The sequence below is a fragment of the Paraburkholderia sp. 35.1 genome (assembly GCF_050436525.1).
Taxonomy (GTDB): Bacteria; Pseudomonadota; Gammaproteobacteria; order Burkholderiales; family Burkholderiaceae; genus Paraburkholderia; species Paraburkholderia tuberum.
The window spans coordinates 3319909-3340803 of sequence record NZ_JBNDMJ010000003.1 but is presented as its reverse complement, the minus strand read 5'-3'; the positions used below and the strand labels follow the sequence as shown (position 1 = coordinate 3340803).

Sequence of the window (20895 nt, the reverse complement as noted above, 5' to 3'; positions counted from 1 at the left end):
TTGCACGCAGTTCGAGACACGGACTTTGAAAAACGGTCGTGGGCGCTACCGGACTCTGGACCGCGCAGATCGGCGGACGACGTCACAACGGCGCGCCCGCCATCATGGGATCGAGCCTAACTCTTCGACGACATCCAGCCGCCGCCGAGTTTCTTCACCAGCCCAACGCCGCTTTTCACCAGTGCCCCCTGCGTGTCGTTCAGGTTCTGTCTGGCCGTCAGTAGCGTCACTTGCTGAGTCAAATCGGACTGCTCGCTCGCGGTTCCGGCCGTCAGTTGCGCGGCGACGCTCTCCAGCAACTGCCGGTTGCGCTGGTAAATGTCGGCAAACGCGTGCTCCTGCTGGCGCAGATGGTTCAGCGAAGAAAGGCTGTCTTCCACGTTCTGGAACGCCGTGAGCACGGCTTCGCGGTAAGATGCGACGTCTTCGTCATAGGTCGCCTGCGCCTTGTGCACGGCGGCCACGCGGGCACCACCGTCAAACAGCGTGGCGGCAAGTGAGGGACCGAGCGACCACATCCGGGTCGGCAATGAGAACAGCGTCGCGAAGGTGTTGTGTTGCACGAGACCCTGTGCCCGTAGATCGAGGTCCGGAAAGAATGCGGCCTTCTCTACCCCGATGAGCGCGTTCGCAGCAGCAGCGGTGCGTTCCGCGCTGACCACGTCAGGCCGTCTTTCCAGCAACGCAGACGGCAGCACGGATGGCACCTCGGGCTCGCGAAACACATAATCGAGCCGCGGTGCAATCGACAACGAAGCCGGCGGCACACCCGTGAGCGCCGCGATTGCGTGCTCGTCCTGCTCGCGCGAGGTCTGTGAAATTTGCAGGTTCGCGACAACCGCCTCCTGCGTGTCCTGCGCATACAGCAGATCGACTTGCGACGCGGTCCCCTGTGCCAGCGCTGCGCGCGTGATCGCGAGAATCCGCCCGTTGACCGCCTCCTGCTGCCGCAACAGGTCGATGTCGATATCGAGCTGGCGGATGTCGAAATAGTCGGTCGCCAGCGTCGCGGCAATCGACAAGCGCTCGCCGGCAAGCGTCGCATCCGCGCTCTGCGCGTTCGCCTTGCCCGACTCGATCTGCCGGCGCACGCCGCCCCACAGATCGACTTCCCAACTCGCGTAGGCCTTCGCGTATTCCGCCGTCGTGCTCGAGCTGTGCGAGGCCGACGCGTCGACACCGAGCGTCGGAAACAAGCTCGCCCGGTCTGCAGCGACGGTGGCCTGCGCGAGCCGATAGGCGGCCGCCGCGCCTGCAATCGACTGATTCGACTGCAGCGCTGCGTCGACGAGCCGGGACAGCTCGGGATCGTCGTACGCGTCCCACCACCGGGTTGAGAGCGATGCCTGCGGGTTGGGCGCCGCAAGTCGCCACTGTGTGCCCGCTTCCTTGAACTGCGTTGGAATCGCTACGGCCGGCTGGTGATAGTCCGGGCCGACCGCGCAGCCCGAAAGCCAAAGCGTGGCGCCGAGTGCACAGACGCAGCAGCGCATGCCGACCGACACGGCCGACAGGTATCCGATGGGCGATGTCATGCGTGTTTCCTTCGGCGCCGCAACCGCTGCGACGCCCGATCGAGCCAGAGATAGATGACAGGGGTGGTATAGAGCGTGATGGCCTGGCTGAACACCAGACCGCCGATGATCGAGATACCGAGCGGCTTGCGGAATTCGGATCCGTAGCCTGACCCCAGCACGAGCGGCAGCGCGCCGAAAATTGCGGCGACCGTCGTCATCATGATCGGACGGAAACGGATCAGGCCCGCGCGCACGATCGCCTCCTCCGGCGGCAGTGCATGCTGACGCCCTTCGGCAATCGCGAAGTCGATCATCATGATCGCGTTCTTCTTCACGATGCCGATCAGCATCAGCACGCCGATCAACGCGATGATCGACAGCTCCGTGTGAGTGAGCAGCAGCGCGATCAAAGCGCCGACGCCCGCAGAAGGCAGCGTCGAGAGAATCGTCAAAGGATGAACCAGATTCTCGTACAGCATGCCGAGCACGACGTACACCGACAACAGCGCGGCGAGGATCAGCAGCGGCTCGCTCGCCATCGACTCACGAAACGCTGCTGCCGTGCCCGCGAACGCGCCGGAGATACTCGCCGGCATTCTGAGCGCAGCGACGGCCTGACTGATCTGCTGCGTCACGGGTCCGATCGATGCACCGGGGCGCAGATTGAACGATACGGTAATGGCGGGGAACGTAGCCTGGTGATTGATCGAAATGGCGCTGGGGTCGGTCGAGAACCGGGCCATCGCGGCGAGCGACACCAGCGCTGAACCGTTCGCCTGGGCCGCGGCCGACGGCGTAGCGGCGCTTGCGCCGGTTGCCCCCCGGCGGCGGTCGTCGACGCGCCGCTCGTGGCGAGCGTCGGGCTCGCCGGAACATGGATGTCCTTCAGTACCGAAGGACTTGTCCAGTACTCGGGTGCCACCTCCATCACGACGTGATATTGATTCGCGCTCCCGTAGATGGCCGAGACCTGCCGTTCGCCGAACGCGTCATAAAGCGCCTCGTCGATATCTTTGAAGCTCACGCCCATTCGCGCGGCGCAGTCGCGGTCGACGTCGATGCCGACCTGCATGCTCTTGTCCTGCTGGTCGGTGTTGATGTCGGCCAGCGCCGGCATCTTATGCATCTGCGCGACTAACTTCGGCACCCATTGATCGAGTGTCGCCTGGTCGTCCGCAGTAAGGGTGTACTGGTACTGCGCGGCGCTCTGTCGGCCACCGGCCGCGAGGTCCTGCAACGACTGCAGATAGAGCTGTGTCCCCGGCATATCGGCAAGCCGTCGGCGCACCTGAGCGATCACCTGATCGGCCGTCGCGCGACGCTCACCCAGGGGCTTGAGCGTGACGAACAGCAGTGCGTTGTTGAGCGCGTTCGCTCCCCCCACGAAGCCACCCACGAACGCGACGTTCGGATTCTCCTGCACCGCCTTGTTGACCATCTGGAACTGATGCTGCATCTCGTGCCAGGAGATGCTTTGCGACGCCTGCAGCGTGCCAAGCAGCAGCCCCGTGTCTTCCTCCGGGAAGAAGCCTTTCGGAACCACGGTGAACAGCCAGAGGTTCAGCACGAACACCAGCACCGTCACGCCCCCCATCAATAGCGGATGCCGGATGACCCAGCGCAACGACGTGCCGTACAGGCGAGAAAATCCGCTCTCGTGATGCTCGTCGCCGTTCCCGGCTTGCTGTCCTGCGCGCAGGAAAATGCTCGTCAGCATCGGCGTGACCGTGAGCGAAATCAGCATCGACATCACGATCGCAACGGAAAGCGACACCGAGAATTCACGCAGCAGCCGGCCCATCAGGCCACCCATGAACAGCAGCGGGACGAATACCGCGATCAGCGAAACGCTGATCGAAAACACCGTGAAGCCCACTTCCTGCGCCCCTGCGAGTGCCGCCTCGATGGGCCTCTTGCCGCGCGCCAGATGCCGCATGATGTTTTCGACGACGACGATTGCATCGTCGACCACGAAACCGGTCGAAATGGTCAAGGCCATCAGCGAGAGGTTGTTCAAGCTGTAGCCAAGGACGTACATGACCCCGAACGTACCCAGCAGCGACAGCGGTACGACGATCGCCGGAATGAGCGTCGCGCGCCAGCTGCGGAAGAACGCGAACGTGACGGCCGTCACGAGCACGATGGATACAAGCAGCGTCATTTCGACGTCGAGCAGCGAGCCACGGATCGTCTTCGTGCGGTCCACCGAAATCGCCAGCTTGATGGACGACGGGATCGCCGCTTCGAGCGCCGGGAGTTCGGCCTTCACGTTGTCGACGGCGTCGATCACGTTCGCGCCCGGTTCCTTATAGAGGACCAGCAACACGGCCGGCTTGCCGTTCGACAGGCCGTAGTTCTCAAGCTGCTCGACATCCTGACGTACATAGCCGAGGTCCGACACACGCACGATGTTGCCGTTGTTCTGCCTGACGATTAGCCGTCCGTAGTCGGCGGGCGAATACAGCATGTCGTTCGCGCCGATCGAATAGTTCTGCCCGCTCGCCGACATCGATCCCTTGGGCAAATCGACATTCGCATTCCCGATCGTGCTGCGGATTTGCTCCAGACTGATGCCGTAGTGGCTCACCCGATCTGGATTCAGTTCAACCCGCACCGCCGGCAGCGCGGCGCCGCCCACCACCACGTTGCCCACGCCGGTTGTCTGCATCAGCTTCTGTTGCAGCACCGTCGACGCGGCGTCGTAAAGCTGGGCTGGCGTGGCCGTGTCGGAGGTCAGACTGATGACGAGGATGGGCGAATCCGCGGGATTGACCTTGCGATACGTCGGGCTGCCGTCCATGTTGGGCGACAGGTTGGTTTTCGCCGCGTTGATCGCGGCCTGCACGTCGCGTGCCGCGCCGTCGATATTCCGGCTCAGGTCGAACTGCAACGTGATCTGCGTTTGCCCGCGCGAGCTGACCGACGTCATCTGGGCCAGGCCCGCAATATGGCCGAACTGCCGCTCGAGCGGCGTCGTGACCGAGGTGGCCACCGTCGTCGGATCGGCGCCGGGCAGTTGCCCCTGCACCAGGATCGTAGGAAAGTCGATTTCGGGCAGCGGCGCAACCGGCAGCAGCCTGAATGCCAGGATACCGAACAACGCAAGGGCGACCGCCAGCAACGTCGTCGCGATGGGCCGCCTGACGAATGGGCCAGACAGGTTCATTGCACATACTCCGTTACGATCGGCTCGTCCGCGGCAAAGCGTCTTTCCAGACGATGCATCGCCAGATAGATCACCGGCGTCGAGAACAAGGTCAGCAACTGGCTGACGCACAGGCCGCCGATAATCGCGATGCCAAGTGGATGCCTCAACTCGGAGCCCATGCCGGAGCCGAACGCGAGCGGCAGTGCGCCGAACAGCGACGCCATCGTCGTCATCAGGATGGGACGGAAGCGCTGTTCAGCCGCACGCCGGATCGCAGCGTGTGCGGACAGGCCGTGGTTGCGCTGCCCGTCCAGCGCGAAGTCGATCATCATGATCGCGTTTTTCATCACGATGCCGATCAGCAGCACGATGCCGATCAGGCCCATGATGTCGAACTGGGTTCCGGTCATCAGCAGCGCCAGCAGTGCGCCAAGCGCCGCCGAAGGGAGCGTGGACAGGATCGTGACCGGATGAATGAAGCTCTCATACAGGATGCCGAGCATCAGATAGACCACGATCACGGCAGCGGCGACCAGGTACCCTTCGCTCGCCAGCGACGACTGAAAGGTCGCGGCCGATCCTTCCAGCGACACCTGGACGGACTGCGGCAACCCTATCTGTTCCTTGACCCGCTCAAGACGGGCGATCGCCGTGCCGAGGCTGTATCCGGGAGCGAGATTGAACGACACGTCCGCATACGGGAACTGGCCCTTGCGATCAATCCGCAACGGCGCGGGCATCACCTTCATCGTCGCCATCGACGCGAGCGGCGCGAGGCTGCCCGACGACGTATCGACATAGAGTCCTGAAAGCAGATGCGCAAGGTCGTCGGCGTTGTTTCTCGCGACCAGCACCACGTGGTACTGGTTCAGCTGCGTGTAGATCGTCGACACCTGGCGCTGACCAAACGCGTCGTACAGCACATCGTCGATCGCCTGCGGGGTGATGCCAAGGCGCGACGCGGTATCGCGGTCGAACGTGAGTTGCACCTGATTGCCTGACTGCATCGCCTCGCTCTGCACGTCGGCAAACGCCGGATCGCCGCGCAACGCGCCAACCAGCTCGCCAGTCCAGCGAGTGAGCAGCGCCGGATCGGTCGACTGCACGCCGAGCCGGTAGCTCGTCGTCGAGACGGTGTCGTCGAGCGTCAGATCCTGCACCGGATGCAGAAACAGGCGCACGCCCGCGAGGCCTGCGGTGTCATCGGTCAGGCGGCGGATCACCTCGTCGATGCGCGCTCGCTCGCCCTTGTCCTTCAGATTGATCAACAGGGTGCCCTGATTGATCGTCGGTCTCGTCTGGTCGATGCCGACGAACGACGAGAGACTTGCGACTGCCGGATCGCGTGCGATCCGGTCGACGACCTGCTGCTGTTGGCCGATCATGCGCTGGAACGAAATGGTCGGCGCGGCCTGCACGACACCTTCGATCAGACCTGTGTCCTGCTCGGGAAAGAAGCCCTTCGGCATCAGCATCAGCACGACGAACGTCAGCGTGGCCGTCAACACCACCGATGCGATCGTCAGGCGCCGATGCGACAACACCCAGTCGAGACCGCGTATGTACCTGCTGTTGAGCCGGTCGAAAAAATCGACCCGATGCGGGTGTGGCTGCGCTTTTAACATGCGCGAGCACATCATCGGCGTAAGCGTCAGCGACACCAACGCCGACAGGACGATCGCGACCGACAGCGTCAGCGCGAACTCGCGGAACAGGCGCCCGACCACGTCGCCCATGAACAGCAACGGGATCATCACCGCAATCAGCGACACGGACAACGAGACGATCGTAAAGCCGATCTCCTTCGCACCCTTGATCGCGGCCCTCAGGGGCGTTTCCCCAGCCTCGATGTAGCGCGTAATGTTCTCGATCATTACGATCGCGTCGTCGACTACAAAGCCTGTCGCGACAGTCAGCGACACCAACGTGAGGTTATTCAGCGAAAAGCCGAGCCCGTACGCGACCGCGAGCGTGCCAACGAGCGAAAGCGGCACGGTGACTGCGGGAATCACGGTAGCCGGCACATTGCGCAGGAATACGAAGATCACCATCACGACGAGCGCCACGGCGATTGCCAGCTCCGTTTCGACGTCGGCAACCGACGCGCGGATCGTCTTCGTGCGATCCGTCAGCACGGCGACCTTCACCGATGCGGGCAAGCTCGCCCGCAGTTGCGGCAACAGCTTCTGCACGCTATCGACCACATCGATCACGTTGGCGCCCGGCTGCCGCTGGATGTTCAGCACGATAGACGGCGTGCTGTTGGTCCACGCCGCCTGTTGCAAATTCTCGGCGCTGTCGATCGACCTGGCGATCTGCGCCAGCCGAACCGGTGCGCCTTGCCGGTACGCGATGATCAGGTCGCGATAGTCCGCCGCCGATTGCAGCTGGTCGTTCGCACCGATCGAATACGACTGGTATTTTCCGTCGAGACTGCCCTTCGCCTGGTCAACGTTGGCACTGCCGAGCGCGGAGCGCACGTCGTCGATCGACATGCCGAGTGCGTTGAGCGCGCCGGTATCGGTCTGCACCCGCACGGCCGGCCGCTGACCGCCGCTGATCGTGACGAGGCCCACGCCTGAAATCTGCGAGATCTTCTGCGCAAGCCGGGTATCGGCCAGGTCCTCGATCTTCGTCAGCGGCAGCACGTCGGATGTCAGCGACAGCGTGAGCACCGGGGGGTCGGCAGGGTTGACCTTGCTGTAGACAGGCGGATACGGCAGATTAGCCGGCAGAAAGCTCGACGACGCATTGATCGCGGCCTGCACTTCCTGCTCGGCGACGTCGAGCGAGAACGACAGATCGAACTGCAACGTGATCACCGATGTGCCGTTCGAACTCGTCGAGTTCATCGCCTTCAGCCCCGACATCTGGCCGAGCTGTCTTTCGAGCGGCGAGGTGATGGACGAACTGACCACATCCGGGCTTGCGCCGGGATACTGCGTGTAGACCTGGATCGTCGGATAGTCGATTTCCGGTAGCGCCGAAACAGGCAGCAGGATGTATCCCAGCACCCCGGCCAGAAACAACGCGATCATCAACAGCGCGGTCGCAATGGGTCGCTCGATAAAGATTCGTGAAGCGTTCATCGTCGGCTCCGCTCAGTGCGCCACGACTTTCACGAGCGAGCCTGTATCAAGCCTGTCTGCACCGTCGGTCGCGACCCGCTCTCCTTCCTTCACCCCGCCATCGAGAATCGCCGTGTCGTCGCCTTTTACCGGTCCGGTCTTCACGTTGCGCAATACCACTGCGCCTGCGCCGCCGATCACGAAAACGAAATCGCCGTTCGCGCCATGCTGGATTGCCGTAGTCGGCACGACCGGAATCCGCTGCAGCGTGTCGACCTGCATCCTGACATTCACGAATTCGTTCGGAAACAGCGCGCTGCCGGAATCGGGGAAGACTGCCTTGACGTTGATCGTGCCGGCGCTCGTATTGACGAGGTTGTCGACCGCAAGCAGCGAGCCCTTCGCGAGCAACGATTTGCCGTCGCGGTCATAGGCCAGCACCTGAACCTCCCCGTGCGACATCGCCCGCCGGATCCGTCCCAGGTCGTCTTCCGGCACCGAGTAGGTCACGGTCGCCGGCTGCAGTTGCGTAACGACCGCGATACCGGTCGTGCTGGTGCTGCTCACGTAGTTGCCGGGGTCGACGAGGCGCAGGCCCACCACGCCATCCACGGGAGATGCGATGGTGCAATAGCCGACCTGAACCTGCAGATTGTTCACGTTGCCCGTGTCCGCCAGCACGGTGCCTTCGTCCTCCTGGACGGTAGCAACTTGCGTATCGAGCGTCTGCTGCGTAATCGAGCCCGCTTTGATCAGCTGCTGATAACGTTGCAGGTCCAGTTTCGCGTTTGCGAGTACAGCCTGGTCATGACGCAGCGTACCCTGTGCCTGCAGCAACTGCGCTTCGAGCGCCCGCGAATCGATGCGTGCAATCACCTGTCCTTTCCTGATCGTCTGCCCCTCGCTGAAATCGACGGAACGCAGTATCCCGTTGACCTGCGTGATGACCGTGACGGTCCGTGTCGGTGTCACGGTGCCGAGCGAGTCGATATAGACAGGAACATCGGTAACCGAAGCCGCAACCGCGCTCACGGGGATCGGATCTGGTGCGACAGCCGTCTGACGGTGACCGTGAGCCTGGTGGAACCACCCAACGGCCACGACGCCGGCCATGAATATACTAAGTATCGCAAAGTATCTTGTGAGGTTTTTCATCACACAACCATGAAAAATGGCCATCTCATCAAATGCTCACGCTGCCCTGCCAGACCCTTTGGGCGGTGCTCGAGCATCACATTAAGTCGAAGGCCGTGCGACACCGCGACGACGGCGCAGTCATCGCGCCGACAAGCGCCCGTTAAGGAATGGGAATTTGCACCACGGCCTTGAGTCCGGACGGCGCATTCTGGAAGAGATCGAGCGTGCCGCCATGCTGCTGTGCGACGTGCTCCGCTATCGCGAGGCCGAGGCCGCTCCCGCCCTTTCGATCCGCCTCTGAGCCGCGCCGGAATGGTTGCTTGATCAACGACAGAAGCTCTTGAGGCAGGCCCGGCCCCCGATCCTCAACCGCAATCGTGACACTTCGCGCGTCCACGGTAGTCCGGACTGCGAGCCCGACCTGACCGTACACGACCGCGTTCTGCATCAGGTTCATCAATAGGCGCTGCATGCCGACCGGTCGGAACACAATAGGTGGCAATTCCGCGAGCGACAGTTCGAACGTGCGACCGAGACCTGCATAGTCGGCGGCGAGCTGTTCGATCAGCGCGTTCAGATCGCCGTGCGTCGCCGGTTCGCTATCCCACCCACGGGCGAAATCGATAAACTGCTGGACGATCGTGTCGATCTCCTCGACAAAGCGTTCCGCACTGGCGGCCGGGGCCTCGAATGACTCCGGCGCGAAGATGGCCATGCGCAGCTTGGTCAGCGGCGTGCGGATGTCATGCGATATGCCCGCAAGCATTTCGGTGCGCGTCGCTTCGAGATCTTCGAGCGTCGACGCCATCCGGTTGAACGCCTCCGCTACTGTTGCCAGCTCGCGCGGGCCGCTCACGGGAACCGCTTCGGGCCAAACGCCACGCTCGATGGTGCCGGCAGCGCGCGCCAGCCGGCGCAGCGCCTGTTCGACCGGCCGGTGGATCAGATAGGCCCCAAGAGCAGGAAGGGTGGCCGCACTTAACAACAGGCCGATCAGCGCCCAAGGCAGCGTACTGCTCATGGCCGACGTTCCACGCAGCGCCACCCAGTACCGCACGTCCTGCACATGGAGACGCACCCAGATCCGGTGCCCGTCGCGCTCCCAGCGAAGCTGTTCGTCCGGGGCGAGTTCCGATGCCAGTCGACCGAAAAAGCGGTGCGCCATGTAGTCGGGAGGCAACCCGTCGCGAGCCTGTGGCGGCGGCAGTTCACCTTGGGGCGCTCCGTTCATTTCGAGCAGTTGCCGGTTTCGCTCGTCGTCCGGCAGGACTGACAACAGCCGGTCCAGGATCCGGATCTGCGATGCCACGAGCGCTGCGCCATCGTCAACTCTTGGCTTCTGGATAAAGTTCAGATAGACGGCAAAGACCAGGATCTGACTTGTCAGCATCAGTACAATCAACAGCAATACGTTGCGCGCGAAAAGGGAACCCGGCCATACCGACATACCGCTTCCTTTCATCTCGCTCTCTCGATGACCTGCTACGCAGGTATACGTAAAACAGTCAGATGCCTTTTGCATTCGATTGACCGGTCCCGGGATCGCAGTGTGGGTCCTCTGCATCCTTGCCCGGGAAAGGCACTCATCCACTTGCGCGGTCATGCCGTACAGCGCGTCCCAAAGGATGGCGGACGAATTGCCATAGCGTCGCGCGAGCTCCGCCAGGTTCATTAGCGCCGCATACGGCACTGTGCACTGCTATGCCAAGCTGTTAAACGATGGTGAATTATCGCTGCGGGGGACAATCGTTTGGGTGCACGTCCATTCAGCCTCATGCACCCTCCAACCGTAAGTGCACCGAGGACGCCCAGCAGCACAAAGTCGGCAACCATTAGACCGCGGCGAGCAGCGTTGGCGCCGAAGCGATGTGCAACATGGCTTTGCTGCTTTGATGGACCGGGGTGATGTATTGCACGAGACGGGTTCGGCGCAGGGATTTCACGACCAGTGACCGGCCACCCAAACCCCACCTACCCAGTGACCAGGCATCCAGACGCGACGCGGCATGACGACGACCGCCATGGGAGGTGGGGGCGCTGGCGCAACCGTCACAACCGGTGCGACTGCCGCCGGCACGGCGGCGGCTGCGTAACCGTTTTGCACGACCACGGTCGGCGGCGCATAGACAGGTGTCGCCGGAACGACAGCGACGGGGGCCGGCACGGCGACACCGACGACCACGCCGGCGAATGCGGAAGCAGTCATGGATGTGAGCAAAGCCCCACCCACCAGCATGGCAAACGTTCGAATTTTCATGAGCATCCTCCTTTACATAGAGGGCGCACGAAGTGGATCGCGCGCCGAGAGAAGAGAATGTACAGAGATCGCGACCTCAAATCTGTTGGAAAGGTGTGTCAAAAGATGTCACTTTGGCACTGGCGGGTGCATGACGATGATTGATTGCTCATGTAGCACTACGACACCTATCCACCCCTGTTGGGACGAGGATATGGAGTTCTTTTCGAACTTCACAGCTACTGCTGCTGATCGCATGGCGGCGCCAGAAGTGGCGCCGAGAGAATTCGGACAGGTCGGTAAGTGGAAAAGCCGGGACGTGAGTCGGTCATCATGGCCGGCAACAAGGAACCAGAAGATGACGAAACGCAACCGACGGACACACTCACCGGCGTTCAAGGCAAAGGTGGCACTCGCGGCGCTCAAGGGCGACAAGACGCTGGCCGAGCTGGCCCAGCAGTTTGATGTGCATCCGAACCGGATCACGGACTGGAAGAAGCAACTGCAAGAGCGTGTTGCCGAAGTGTTCGAGACGGGCCAGACATCGGCCAAGCCCCCGGTCGATGTGAAGGTGTTGCACGCGAAGATCGGGCAATTGACTCGTAAGCGGCTCAGCTGGGCCGTTCGTCCCGTTCGTCCATTCGCGCGCGTGTGAGGCATGATGGCGAACTCGAGCTGGCGGTCAACACGCAGATCAGCCTGAACTCGCTGACAGCCTCGTGCCCTTGCGCCTGCCGGACAGCCAGTTGCTCGCGCACGACGAAAGCTCGGTCGACGTCGACGGGATCTGAATGCGTTGCTTCGATCCGATGCCTAATCAATTTCTCTGGGGCTCGGAAGCCACGCATTCGGCGCTCAACTCGGCGTTGCCGGCGGCGACGACCAACGCCTCGTGAAAGGCTTCGTCGAGTGCCACCATCTCGCGGCCACCGCGAACGCGCTGTTCGCGCACGCTGAAATAAACATGGTCAGCGCGCGATGAGGGAGATTCGGTTGTGTCTTTCACGCATGAGCCTGGAATTAACGGGTCTTTTCGGCAGTGACTATCGGCTAGCCCCAAAACATATGTCGAGAAGCTGGGTAATACGGATGCTGAAAAGCTGAGGGCGCATGGAGTACTCCGCAGTCCGGGGCGCGCCAGGCGCGCTTCTGGGCCTTCGGCGACGTCGATGAGATCGCCGGAGTGGCTGTCATGCTGGCTTCGTCGGCGAGCGCAAAACTGAACGCGAAGGGAGTAACTCTCCATGAAGACCGAAATATCCAGCGATCACTCGCGCGGGCTACGTGACTTGGCGAACGACGCTCTGCCGAGATGAATCGCCGAAATGTATGGGACTGGCTGATGTCCTTCCCAAGGATCCCATTACCGAGAGGTTGACGCATGATCGTGACGCCATCCTTCCCGATTAGCGAAGCAGCAAGGCGCGAAAGTAGTCGAGACTGACGACCAGGACGACGATTCCACCGAACGATTTGTCTGACTCGGATATCCGCTTGCTCAGGGCTATGCTGGGCGTGCCCAAACGCAATGGGGAAGAATAGGGATCACTGATATAAAAGCCCGCGTGCGGATCGTCTCGTTGAACGATGAAATATTTTTGACTCGCCACACTTACCTGTTCAGGCGTCGCATCATCCGAGTCGAGCAAAACGCGACCCGAGCGATCGACGACCAGAACGGTTCCAAGCGATCCCCCGGGTTGCCATGCGATCGAAAAGAACCTGCCACCGTACCGCCAGCGGCAAAGTCATGATGCGAGGTTGCCGCAGCCGCTCGATAAGCGTTTGCAACGACAATTGATACAGTGCAAAATTTCTCTCGATGTCCCGCTCTGCAATCAGGGCGATATTGCGAAGGTTGATTCGAGTAATTCGCCGTTTGCCAAGCGTGAAGTGAACTTTGCGGCTTTGAATAGCGCTGACACTACTGTGTTACGATTGCTTACACACTGTAGTAATGAACGGACGCTTGGTAAAGGCGGTTTTGTCCTCGCGACAAGCGGTAGCGCTGGGCAAATCGGACCTGCTGATAACACGCTCACGCCCTTGCCTTGCGCTGCGGTATCCAACCGGGGGATTGAGTGAGCCGTCTTGTTGTTGTTTCGAATCGCACTGCTGACCTCCGGAAGGCCGCAGCGGGAGGTCTCGCTGTAGCGGTAAAAGAGAGTCTGCAACAGACAGGTGGGATGTGGTTTGGCTGGAGCGGCAAGATTCGCGACGCGGCACCCGAATCTGACAGCGAGACCAGCGTCAAACTGCAAACAATCGGGAACATACAACTGGCGACGCTTGACCTGAACCAGCAGGATTACGATAGCTACTATCTGGGATACGCGAACGATGTCTTATGGCCGGTATTCCACTACCGGCTGGACCTTGCGAATTTTGATGTACGATTCGCAGCAGGGTACCGGCGGGTCAACCAGCTGTTCGCGCGAGAGCTGCTACCGTTGCTCAGGCCCGACGACATCATCTGGGTCCATGACTATCACCTGATCCCCCTTGCTGCCGAACTCAGAGCGATGGGGTGCGGCAACCGGATCGGATTCTTTCTGCATGTCCCGATGCCACCGCCTCTCATCATGGCGGCCATTCCAGAGCACGAATGGCTCATGCGTTCACTATTCGCCTACGATCTGGCCGGCTTCCAGAGCGAAGCGGATGTAACGCATTTTACGCACTACGTAGAGTCCGAAGCCGGTGCTGACGCGCTACCCGGCGCACAGCTTCGGGCCTTCAATCGCACGTTGCGGGTCGGGGCGTATCCGATAGGAATCGACGTCGATGAGTTCGCCGCTCTCGCGCAGGACCGGGAGGGTGTCGAAATGTTCGATCGTATGCGACAGGAGTACTCCCGACGCCGCCTGCTTCTCGGCGTCGACAGGCTGGATTACTCAAAGGGTCTACCGCAGCGCGTGCACGCGTTTCGTGAGCTTCTCGCGAACTACCCCGAGAACCGCAACAGTGCAACACTCATCCAGATCGCGTCCCCGAGCCGGGAAGACGTGGGTGCCTATGACGATCTGCGCCGCGAGATGGACAGCCTCTGCGGCGCGATAAACGGTGACTTCGGCGAACTTGACTGGATGCCGGTTCGTTATATTCATCGCAACGTCGCCCGTAAGCGGCTACCGGGACTATATCGCGCAAGCCGCGTCGCGCTTGTCACGCCACTGCGCGACGGGATGAACCTGGTCGCCAAGGAGTTTATCGCCGCGCAGGACCCAGGCGATCCCGGCGTGCTGGTTCTCTCCCGATTTGCCGGCGCAGCGGAACAATTGAAAGAAGCTCTTCTTGTGAATCCGTACGATACGCACGGGACAGCGCAGGTCATTCAGCGTGCGCTGACGATGTCAATCGAAGAACGGATCAGTCGTCACGCAGCATTGATGGGGCGGATCCGCCAGTTCGATGTGCACTGGTGGAGTTCGAGTTTTCTGAGGGATCTCTCGGCTGCAGAGCGCAGTGACGACCGTGAACCGGTGCTGGGACATTCAGCCGATCGCGCGAGCTAACCGACGGCGATTGGCGCATCGTGCCGCCCTACGCCGACGAGGCAATCGGCTCGAGTACCCACGCGACATCGCGTTGCAGCCCCGCTGAAGAGCACATGCAGACTCGGGCCTGCCGGTTTGGTGTTGCACCGGTTTTCCAGCCCTGTCATGTGCCCGCTCACCCACGCTCATAGGTGTGACCGGGCCATCCTTAACCATAACCCGGACCGCGTATGACCAAAGCTACCAGGCAACAGCCTTCTTCCCGCCCGCCCCCCCGTAGATGCGCTTCAGTATGAACGTCTCGCGCTGGCTGCCTTCCATCTTTGCGAAAGGCAGGGACAGCAACTTCAACACCTGATTACGCTTGCGACTTCATTGTTCCGGAATCCTTTAACGCCTGAGGAAAGACACGACCAGCGGAATCTGCTTGAGGTCATGATCCATATCGGCGAGGACTACAGGCGCATGAACAATTGCGATCATGAACTGTTCACGGTTCTGGCGCTCGACGCCAAGGGTATTCCGGACCGCAATCCAATGAAGGCGGCTTGATGCCGCCTTTTTCAATTGCACGGCGAGAAGCAGACGTTTATTCGTTTTGCATATTGTGTCTGCATATGTTGTCACGCGCGTCCATCAGATAAATCATGTGCCTCCCGACCCGACCCGACCCGAACGAAACGCGCGAGGAGATGCTGGCCATGATTGAGCGCATCGCCGATCTTCTGGAGGCGCGCGCTCGCGGCGACGCCACGCTTCTCTCTACCACACTGCGCTATCACGAGCAGCAGGGCTGACCGTTTCCCGCGCGCGATCGACTCGCATGCGTCGTTCGCCATTAGGTGTTGCTGCACCCGTTTATCACGCATTTCCATCTCGAAAAAGCAAAGGATTCCGATTTAACGATCATTCACAAAATCGTTGGCAATTTCGCACAGGGTGAGTGGAGTGATTGACGGGCAGCGGGTACCGCCCTAGATTTTTTCGGTTGAAGGTTGCTGATGCAACAGTTGTGCCTCGTTTCTTTAACCATACAGGGATGTGTGGATGAATGCTGTCACGAAGAATTTTACCGCCGCGCTCAGCCATCCGAGCGCGCGCCTGACCCAGCACCTCAGGATCTGGATCGGCTCCCAGCCCCATGACCTCGACGTGCTCGATTTCAAGGCCAGCGGTGGCTTCTGCAAGGACTACCGCGTCGACGTCACGGTTACGTCGCCACGGCTGGAGATCGACGGCAAGCAGTATGTGGGCCGTCGCGCGGGCCTGCAGATCGACGAGCAGGCGGCGGTGCCCTCGGTGAGCTACGTGCAGCCCGTCAGTCACGACGCCGCCACCTTCAACGGCGTGGTGACGAGCTGGAAGCGCATCCGCACGAGCCGCGACGAGTCGGCTTACCAGATACGCATCGAGCCGCGCTTTGTGGCCCTCTGCAAACGCATCATCAAAAGCGACACATTTAAAGATGTGACGTTGCAGGAGCTGATCACCCAGGCGCTGGTGGACCGCAAGAATTTCGATGCCTTCGATGTCGAATTCCAGATCGAAGGGCTGCAGGAGAAGATGGAGCAGGTGGTGATGCTGGAGGAGTCGCTCTGGAATTTCATCGCCCGCCATTGCCGTCGCCTCGGCGTATTCTGGTTCTACAAGCAGGGACGCGGCAAGGATGGCAAGCTCGACACCATCGTGTTCGCCAACAATCCGCGCGCCTATATCCGCTCGGTCGACGTGCCGCTGCTGGATGCCTCGGGCCTGCACGCGAGCTGGCACGAAGCGGCCCAGGCCGTGCATGAGCAGCGCGCGCTGGTGCCGGCCACCATCGAACTGTGGGAGCGCAACTACTGCACGCCGGACGATCCCCTTCGCGCCACGGCGAATGTCTCCAGCGAGACGGATGACCGCTCGTCGTTCGGGCAGATCAGTCGCAGCGTCGAAGGCCATCTGACGCCAGCGCAGGGCGAAGCATTCGCGCAGACGCGGCGCGATGAGCAGATCGCGCGTCAGGCGACGCTGGCGGGCAGGACCGACGCCAAGGGCATCGCGGCGGGCGTGGTAATGAAGCTCACCAATGCGAAGATGCCGAGCGCCGAATACGGCTTCGTGATCACTTCGTTCAAGATGAAGGGCAGCCGCACCCAGCCGGCCTATACGCGCTTCAAGGCGATGCCGGCGAACCTGACCTACCGGCCGAGGTTTGACTTTGAGCGGGACTGGCGTTTTCTGCCTGGTCCCGCTGTGGGCGTGGTCACAACATCGGACTCCGCGCCATACGGCGACATGGACGACCACGGGCGTTACGCCGTTCTGCCGAAGTTCCTGCAGGGCTCGGGCAACACCGACAACAAGCTGCTGAAGCTGCGCCTGCTGCGTCCGTCATCGTCCTACCAGGGCGGCTTCCACTCGCCCCTGCTGCCGGGGACCGAGGTCCTGCTCGACGCCGAAAATCGCGACGTGGACCGCATCTACATAGCGGGGGCCATGCACGACTACGCCCACCCGGACGTGGTGCGTGGAGACCAGTCGCTGTTTAGCTATGCCATCTGGCGTTCCCCGCTGCTCGGTGCGGAGGTGGTGTTCAACGATCTGCAAGGAAAGGAAAGCGCCCGCATAGCGACGGTCTACAGCCAGACGGCGTTCAATCAGGGCTATCTGCTCAACAGCAAGAAGCTCCTGCGGGGTGAAGGGTCCGAAGTGACGACCCAGGGCTGGGGCACGATGCGTGCGGCGAAGGGACTGTTCCTCTCGGCGGATGCGGCGGCCGCAGCCGATACGCCGCACCTCGACATGCCCACCGCCGTCGCGCAGCTCAAGGCGGCATTGCAGCGCGTGACGGACCTTGCGGCGGCGACGGCGCAGGCTGGGGCCGACCCTGCCGACAGGGCCACGCAGGCGGCGCTGCTCGACGGGCTGAACCAGTTGCGCGACGCGGGGCTGCTCGCGAGCGCCCCCGGTGGCATGGCGTTCGTGACGCCCAAATCGATGCAGCACTCGGCGGGGCAGAACGCGATCGTGACGGCGGGGCAGGACATGGACGTGAGCGTCGTCCAGCGCCTGCGCATGGCGGTGGGCGGCATGATCTCGCTGTGCGCGCACAGGCTCGGCATCAACCTGACTGCAGCAAAGGGCAAGTTCACGGCCTCGGCGCTTACCGACGGGATGGACCTGTTCGCGCAGAAGCAGTTGCGCGTCGCCAGCGAAAGTGCGGATGTGCAGGTGTCGGCGAAGTCGAAGATCACGCTCAACTGCGGCGGGGCCTCGGTTGTCATGGAGGGCGGCAACATCACGTTCCACTGCCCCGGCGCATACACCATCAAGGCCGCCTCGTTTACGTTTGTCGGCCCCGACAACGTGCCGACCCAGTTACCGTCCCTGCCGAAAAGCAGCCTGAAGATTTCCGACCCGTATTCGTCATCCCACTGAAGCCATGATCATCAGCCCTCCCTTCCTTCCCGCGTCGGGCCCGACGGCCAGCGACGCGTCGAAACCGGACCCCATGATGGACCTCGTCGACCCGTTCGAGATCGGCCATCACGGGGTCTGGCCGGTCACCTTCGACCGGCGTTCTCATTGCGGCATCCATCTGAACCCGGGTGAGCAGACGGAACCTGTCCGCGCGATCGCCGATGGGGAAGTGGTCGCGTACCGGGTCTGCAAGAACGGCATTTCGGACGGCACCACCAATTCGACGACCGGGCAACCGGAGCTGAATTCGAATGCCGGTTTCGTCCTGCTCCGGCACAAGACCGACACGGGCGACGGACGCACGATCACGTATTACTCGCTCTACATGCACCTGCTGGACATGATCAACCAGGAGCACATCGTCCCCCAGCCTAACGATCCGCCAGAGACCGGCTCGGCGAATGCGCTGCCCCGATGGCTGCTCGATACGGCACGGGGCAAGGATGGGGTGGTCCAGGCGGGCGGCACGAAGAAGGTGTATCGCAAGGACATGCTTGGCTATGTCGGCCAGCATCAGGGCGTGGCACATCTGCACTTCGAAGTCTTCATGGCGGACGGCGATTTCACGACCTGGTTCGACAAGGTACAGATCGGCGTGAAAAAGCCAACCCAGCCGACCACGGGCGACTATTGGGGGCACAGCTATTTCGTCATTTCCGGCCCGCAGGAGTTCTATCCCCAGCCGGCGGGCATGGATGAGAAGTGGTTTCCCAAGGTGCAGGGCGGCTCGCTTGGCGCAGGCGACACGCTCTATGTCGAGGCGTGGTTCAACAAGGGGCAGCGCTTTACGCGGGCGTGGATCGATAACGGCAGCGGCGGCAACGTGATGCAGCTTACGCCCGCCCCCGTTGCGGACCCCTATGACAGCGGTACCGACAGCCACCACAACCCAAAGCGGTACGAATACGATCTCTATGAGCGCGCGATGGCGCTCTATCCGACGTGCCCGAGCGATGGCTACGAAATGCTGCGGTTTGGGCGCATTCTTTCGCGGCCGGGCTCGACCGTAACACCTCCTGCTACCTGGATCGCGGTGCCGTTAGACGGGAATGGCACGCTGGGCTATGTCAACATCGCGCCGGACGCCATCAAGAAGCTGTCCGATGCGGATTTCCCGTTCTTTACGGGTTGGCAAAAGGTGGATGGCGACAACACGCCGTTTAACGACGCCGGGCGATGTGATTACGCCACGCTTTGCGGGTTGACCGGCATTCAGGATTCGCTGCCATCGGCACAGCCGCTTGAAGCCGATCCAAACAACAACAATGAGGTCAACCTGCAGCTTGCCAGCTATGTGCAGAACACGGACGGCGTGGATGAAAAGCTCCGGGGGATGGTGTTCAAGGCGCGCAGCGAGTGGGATCCGTCCAACAACGACGAACGGTACAAGGACCTGAACGACCCGTATGGCTTTTTTGGCAAGCAGAAGGATACCAACCCCGATGGGTACGCCAAGTTCACCGATTTCCTGAGCAAGTTCCAGTTTCTGGACAAGACGCCGCTCGCTGGGAAGGAGCTGTGGTTTTTCCATCCTCTGGCGTTTATCCGACATTTTAGGAAGTGCTCTTGGCTTGATGCTCGGGAAATGGCAGAGTGCTTCCCGCGTAGCTTGCTCCAGTTAGAGTTGACTCAATTTCGACCGTCAAAGCTGCCTTGGAATAGTGCGCTTTCTCACGCGGAAAAATGGAATAAATCGTTTAATGTCGGAACGAGAAAATATGGGATTAACTCGATTCGGCTATTGCATTTTTTGTCTCACGTTATTCCTGAGACTGGCAGGCTGAGCTTGGTCAAGGAAATTGGTGGCGAGCGCCAACATTATAATCCATATTATGGGCGTGGGCTTATACAGCTAACACACCTCGAAAACTATAAGCCTTATGGGAATTTTCGGAAGTTCCAGTCCGGAGCCGTTCCCGATAAATTTCATGCGCTTGGATGGGATCCTGATGCCTTGATCGCTAAAGACAATAATGGGGGGCAAAATACTGATAATTGCGTTGATAGCGCCTGCTTTTATGTTGCGAAGCGCAACGGAATGCTATCGCATGTGGATGCAGGTGTTACGCAAGACGATGTGATCAGGGCGAGTAAGGATGTGAACGGCTATGTCGCCATTGAAAACCTTAATGGATTAGATGTTCGCCTTCAATCGGTCGTATATTTGCGAAATATTCTTACGGATGAGATTTTCAAAAGTGAGCAGGTGATCATAACTTTTGAATGGCGGCGAAACTCCCAAAGAGAACCTGTCTTGGACGCGCAAAGTGCTCCAGTCATGGAAGGCCATCCGCCGCATCAGCACCCGAAAAAGAAATTTTATAAAACGATTCATACCATCACTGCATCTATTGAACGGCAGATTCCCTAATGAAAAAAAGTCTTAGGCAACTATGTGCTGTCGCTATCGTGTTGCTGCCAGCAGTCGCACACTGCGAAATTTCGGAAGAGGTATATTGCTTCAATTCCAGCGGCCCGGGATCAAAGAATTTTGGCCTTCATGTTTTGTACGATGACGCTGCAAAGTGGTCCGGTGCATTTGTAAAGTATCGCGATGCTAAGTCGGCAATAACGTTGGTATCGAAAAATGAAGAGACGGAAGAGATAAGTCCAGGGCGTCCGGATCAAGTGACAACGACATGGTATGAAGTGTACGGAGGGAAAATTGCGGGAGAGTACGAAATGATGAGTCAAGGTGCAAATATATATTCTATGACTTATAAGAATTACGGAACTCGTAAGCAAATTGCGTTTCTCTTTAATCCCGAGGCGCTGGGGAAAAATGGCTCGGAATGCATTTGGTGATGTGGTGAATTCCCTTATCTGAGTT

The 20895-nt window shown here is 60.6% G+C and carries 10 protein-coding genes and 2 pseudogenes; 5 read left to right on the top strand and 7 right to left on the bottom strand.

Going from position 1 to position 20895, the window contains the following annotated elements:
- Positions 1-116: 116 nt before the first annotated feature.
- The 6 genes and pseudogenes from OKW27_RS35630 to OKW27_RS35605 all read right to left on the bottom strand — a co-directional run bounded on the left by OKW27_RS35630 (position 117) and on the right by OKW27_RS35605 (position 11127).
- Positions 117-1535 (bottom strand): efflux transporter outer membrane subunit, encoded by a 1419-nt coding sequence (locus OKW27_RS35630; protein WP_429336222.1) that lies wholly within the window; start codon positions 1533-1535, stop codon positions 117-119.
- Positions 1532-4683 (bottom strand): annotated as a pseudogene (locus OKW27_RS35625) (efflux RND transporter permease subunit). The gene OKW27_RS35630 and the pseudogene OKW27_RS35625 overlap by 4 nt, the downstream one beginning before the upstream one ends.
- Positions 4680-7754 carry an efflux RND transporter permease subunit gene (locus tag OKW27_RS35620; protein WP_429336221.1) on the bottom strand — a complete coding sequence of 1025 codons (3075 nt, stop codon included), beginning with the start codon at positions 7752-7754 and terminating at the stop codon, positions 4680-4682. Before OKW27_RS35620 ends, OKW27_RS35625 begins: the two are co-directional and overlap by 4 nt.
- Before the next feature lie 12 nt (positions 7755-7766).
- Positions 7767-8765: an efflux RND transporter periplasmic adaptor subunit gene (locus OKW27_RS35615; RefSeq protein WP_429336220.1), complete on the bottom strand. Its 999-nt coding sequence runs from the start codon at positions 8763-8765 to the stop codon at positions 7767-7769.
- 265 nt (positions 8766-9030) lie between these two features.
- Positions 9031-10542, bottom strand: coding sequence for an ATP-binding protein (locus tag OKW27_RS35610; RefSeq protein WP_429336219.1), 1512 nt, complete (start codon positions 10540-10542; stop codon positions 9031-9033).
- 267 nt (positions 10543-10809) lie between these two features.
- A complete protein-coding gene (locus OKW27_RS35605; RefSeq protein ID WP_429336218.1) occupies positions 10810-11127 on the bottom strand; it encodes a hypothetical protein in 318 nt (105 codons plus the stop codon).
- A gap of 337 nt (positions 11128-11464) precedes the next feature.
- On the opposite strand from OKW27_RS35605, the pseudogene OKW27_RS35600 reads away from it, so the two are divergent.
- Positions 11465-11707 (top strand): annotated as a pseudogene (locus OKW27_RS35600) (transposase); the annotation flags it as partial.
- A 216-nt stretch (positions 11708-11923) separates the two neighbouring features.
- Here OKW27_RS35600 and OKW27_RS35595 read toward each other — a convergent pair.
- The gene (locus tag OKW27_RS35595) at positions 11924-12112 is read right to left on the bottom strand and encodes a hypothetical protein (RefSeq protein ID WP_429336217.1); all 189 of its coding nucleotides are present in this window, start codon (positions 12110-12112) and stop codon (positions 11924-11926) included.
- A 1075-nt stretch (positions 12113-13187) separates the two neighbouring features.
- On the opposite strand from OKW27_RS35595, the gene otsA reads away from it, so the two are divergent.
- The 4 genes from otsA to OKW27_RS35575 all read left to right on the top strand — a co-directional run bounded on the left by otsA (position 13188) and on the right by OKW27_RS35575 (position 20870).
- Positions 13188-14621 carry an alpha,alpha-trehalose-phosphate synthase (UDP-forming) gene (otsA, locus tag OKW27_RS35590; protein WP_429336216.1) on the top strand — a complete coding sequence of 478 codons (1434 nt, stop codon included), beginning with the start codon at positions 13188-13190 and terminating at the stop codon, positions 14619-14621.
- Between the two features lie 1029 nt (positions 14622-15650).
- Positions 15651-18023 (top strand): DUF2345 domain-containing protein, encoded by a 2373-nt coding sequence (locus OKW27_RS35585; protein WP_429336215.1) that lies wholly within the window; start codon positions 15651-15653, stop codon positions 18021-18023.
- Positions 18024-18096: 73 nt separating this feature from the next.
- Positions 18097-20436, top strand: coding sequence for a hypothetical protein (locus OKW27_RS35580; protein ID WP_429336214.1), 2340 nt, complete (start codon positions 18097-18099; stop codon positions 20434-20436).
- Positions 20436-20870, top strand: a complete 435-nt coding sequence (locus tag OKW27_RS35575; protein ID WP_429336213.1) for a hypothetical protein — start codon at positions 20436-20438, stop codon at positions 20868-20870. Before OKW27_RS35580 ends, OKW27_RS35575 begins: the two co-directional genes overlap by 1 nt.
- The last annotated feature ends 25 nt before the right edge of the window (positions 20871-20895 follow it).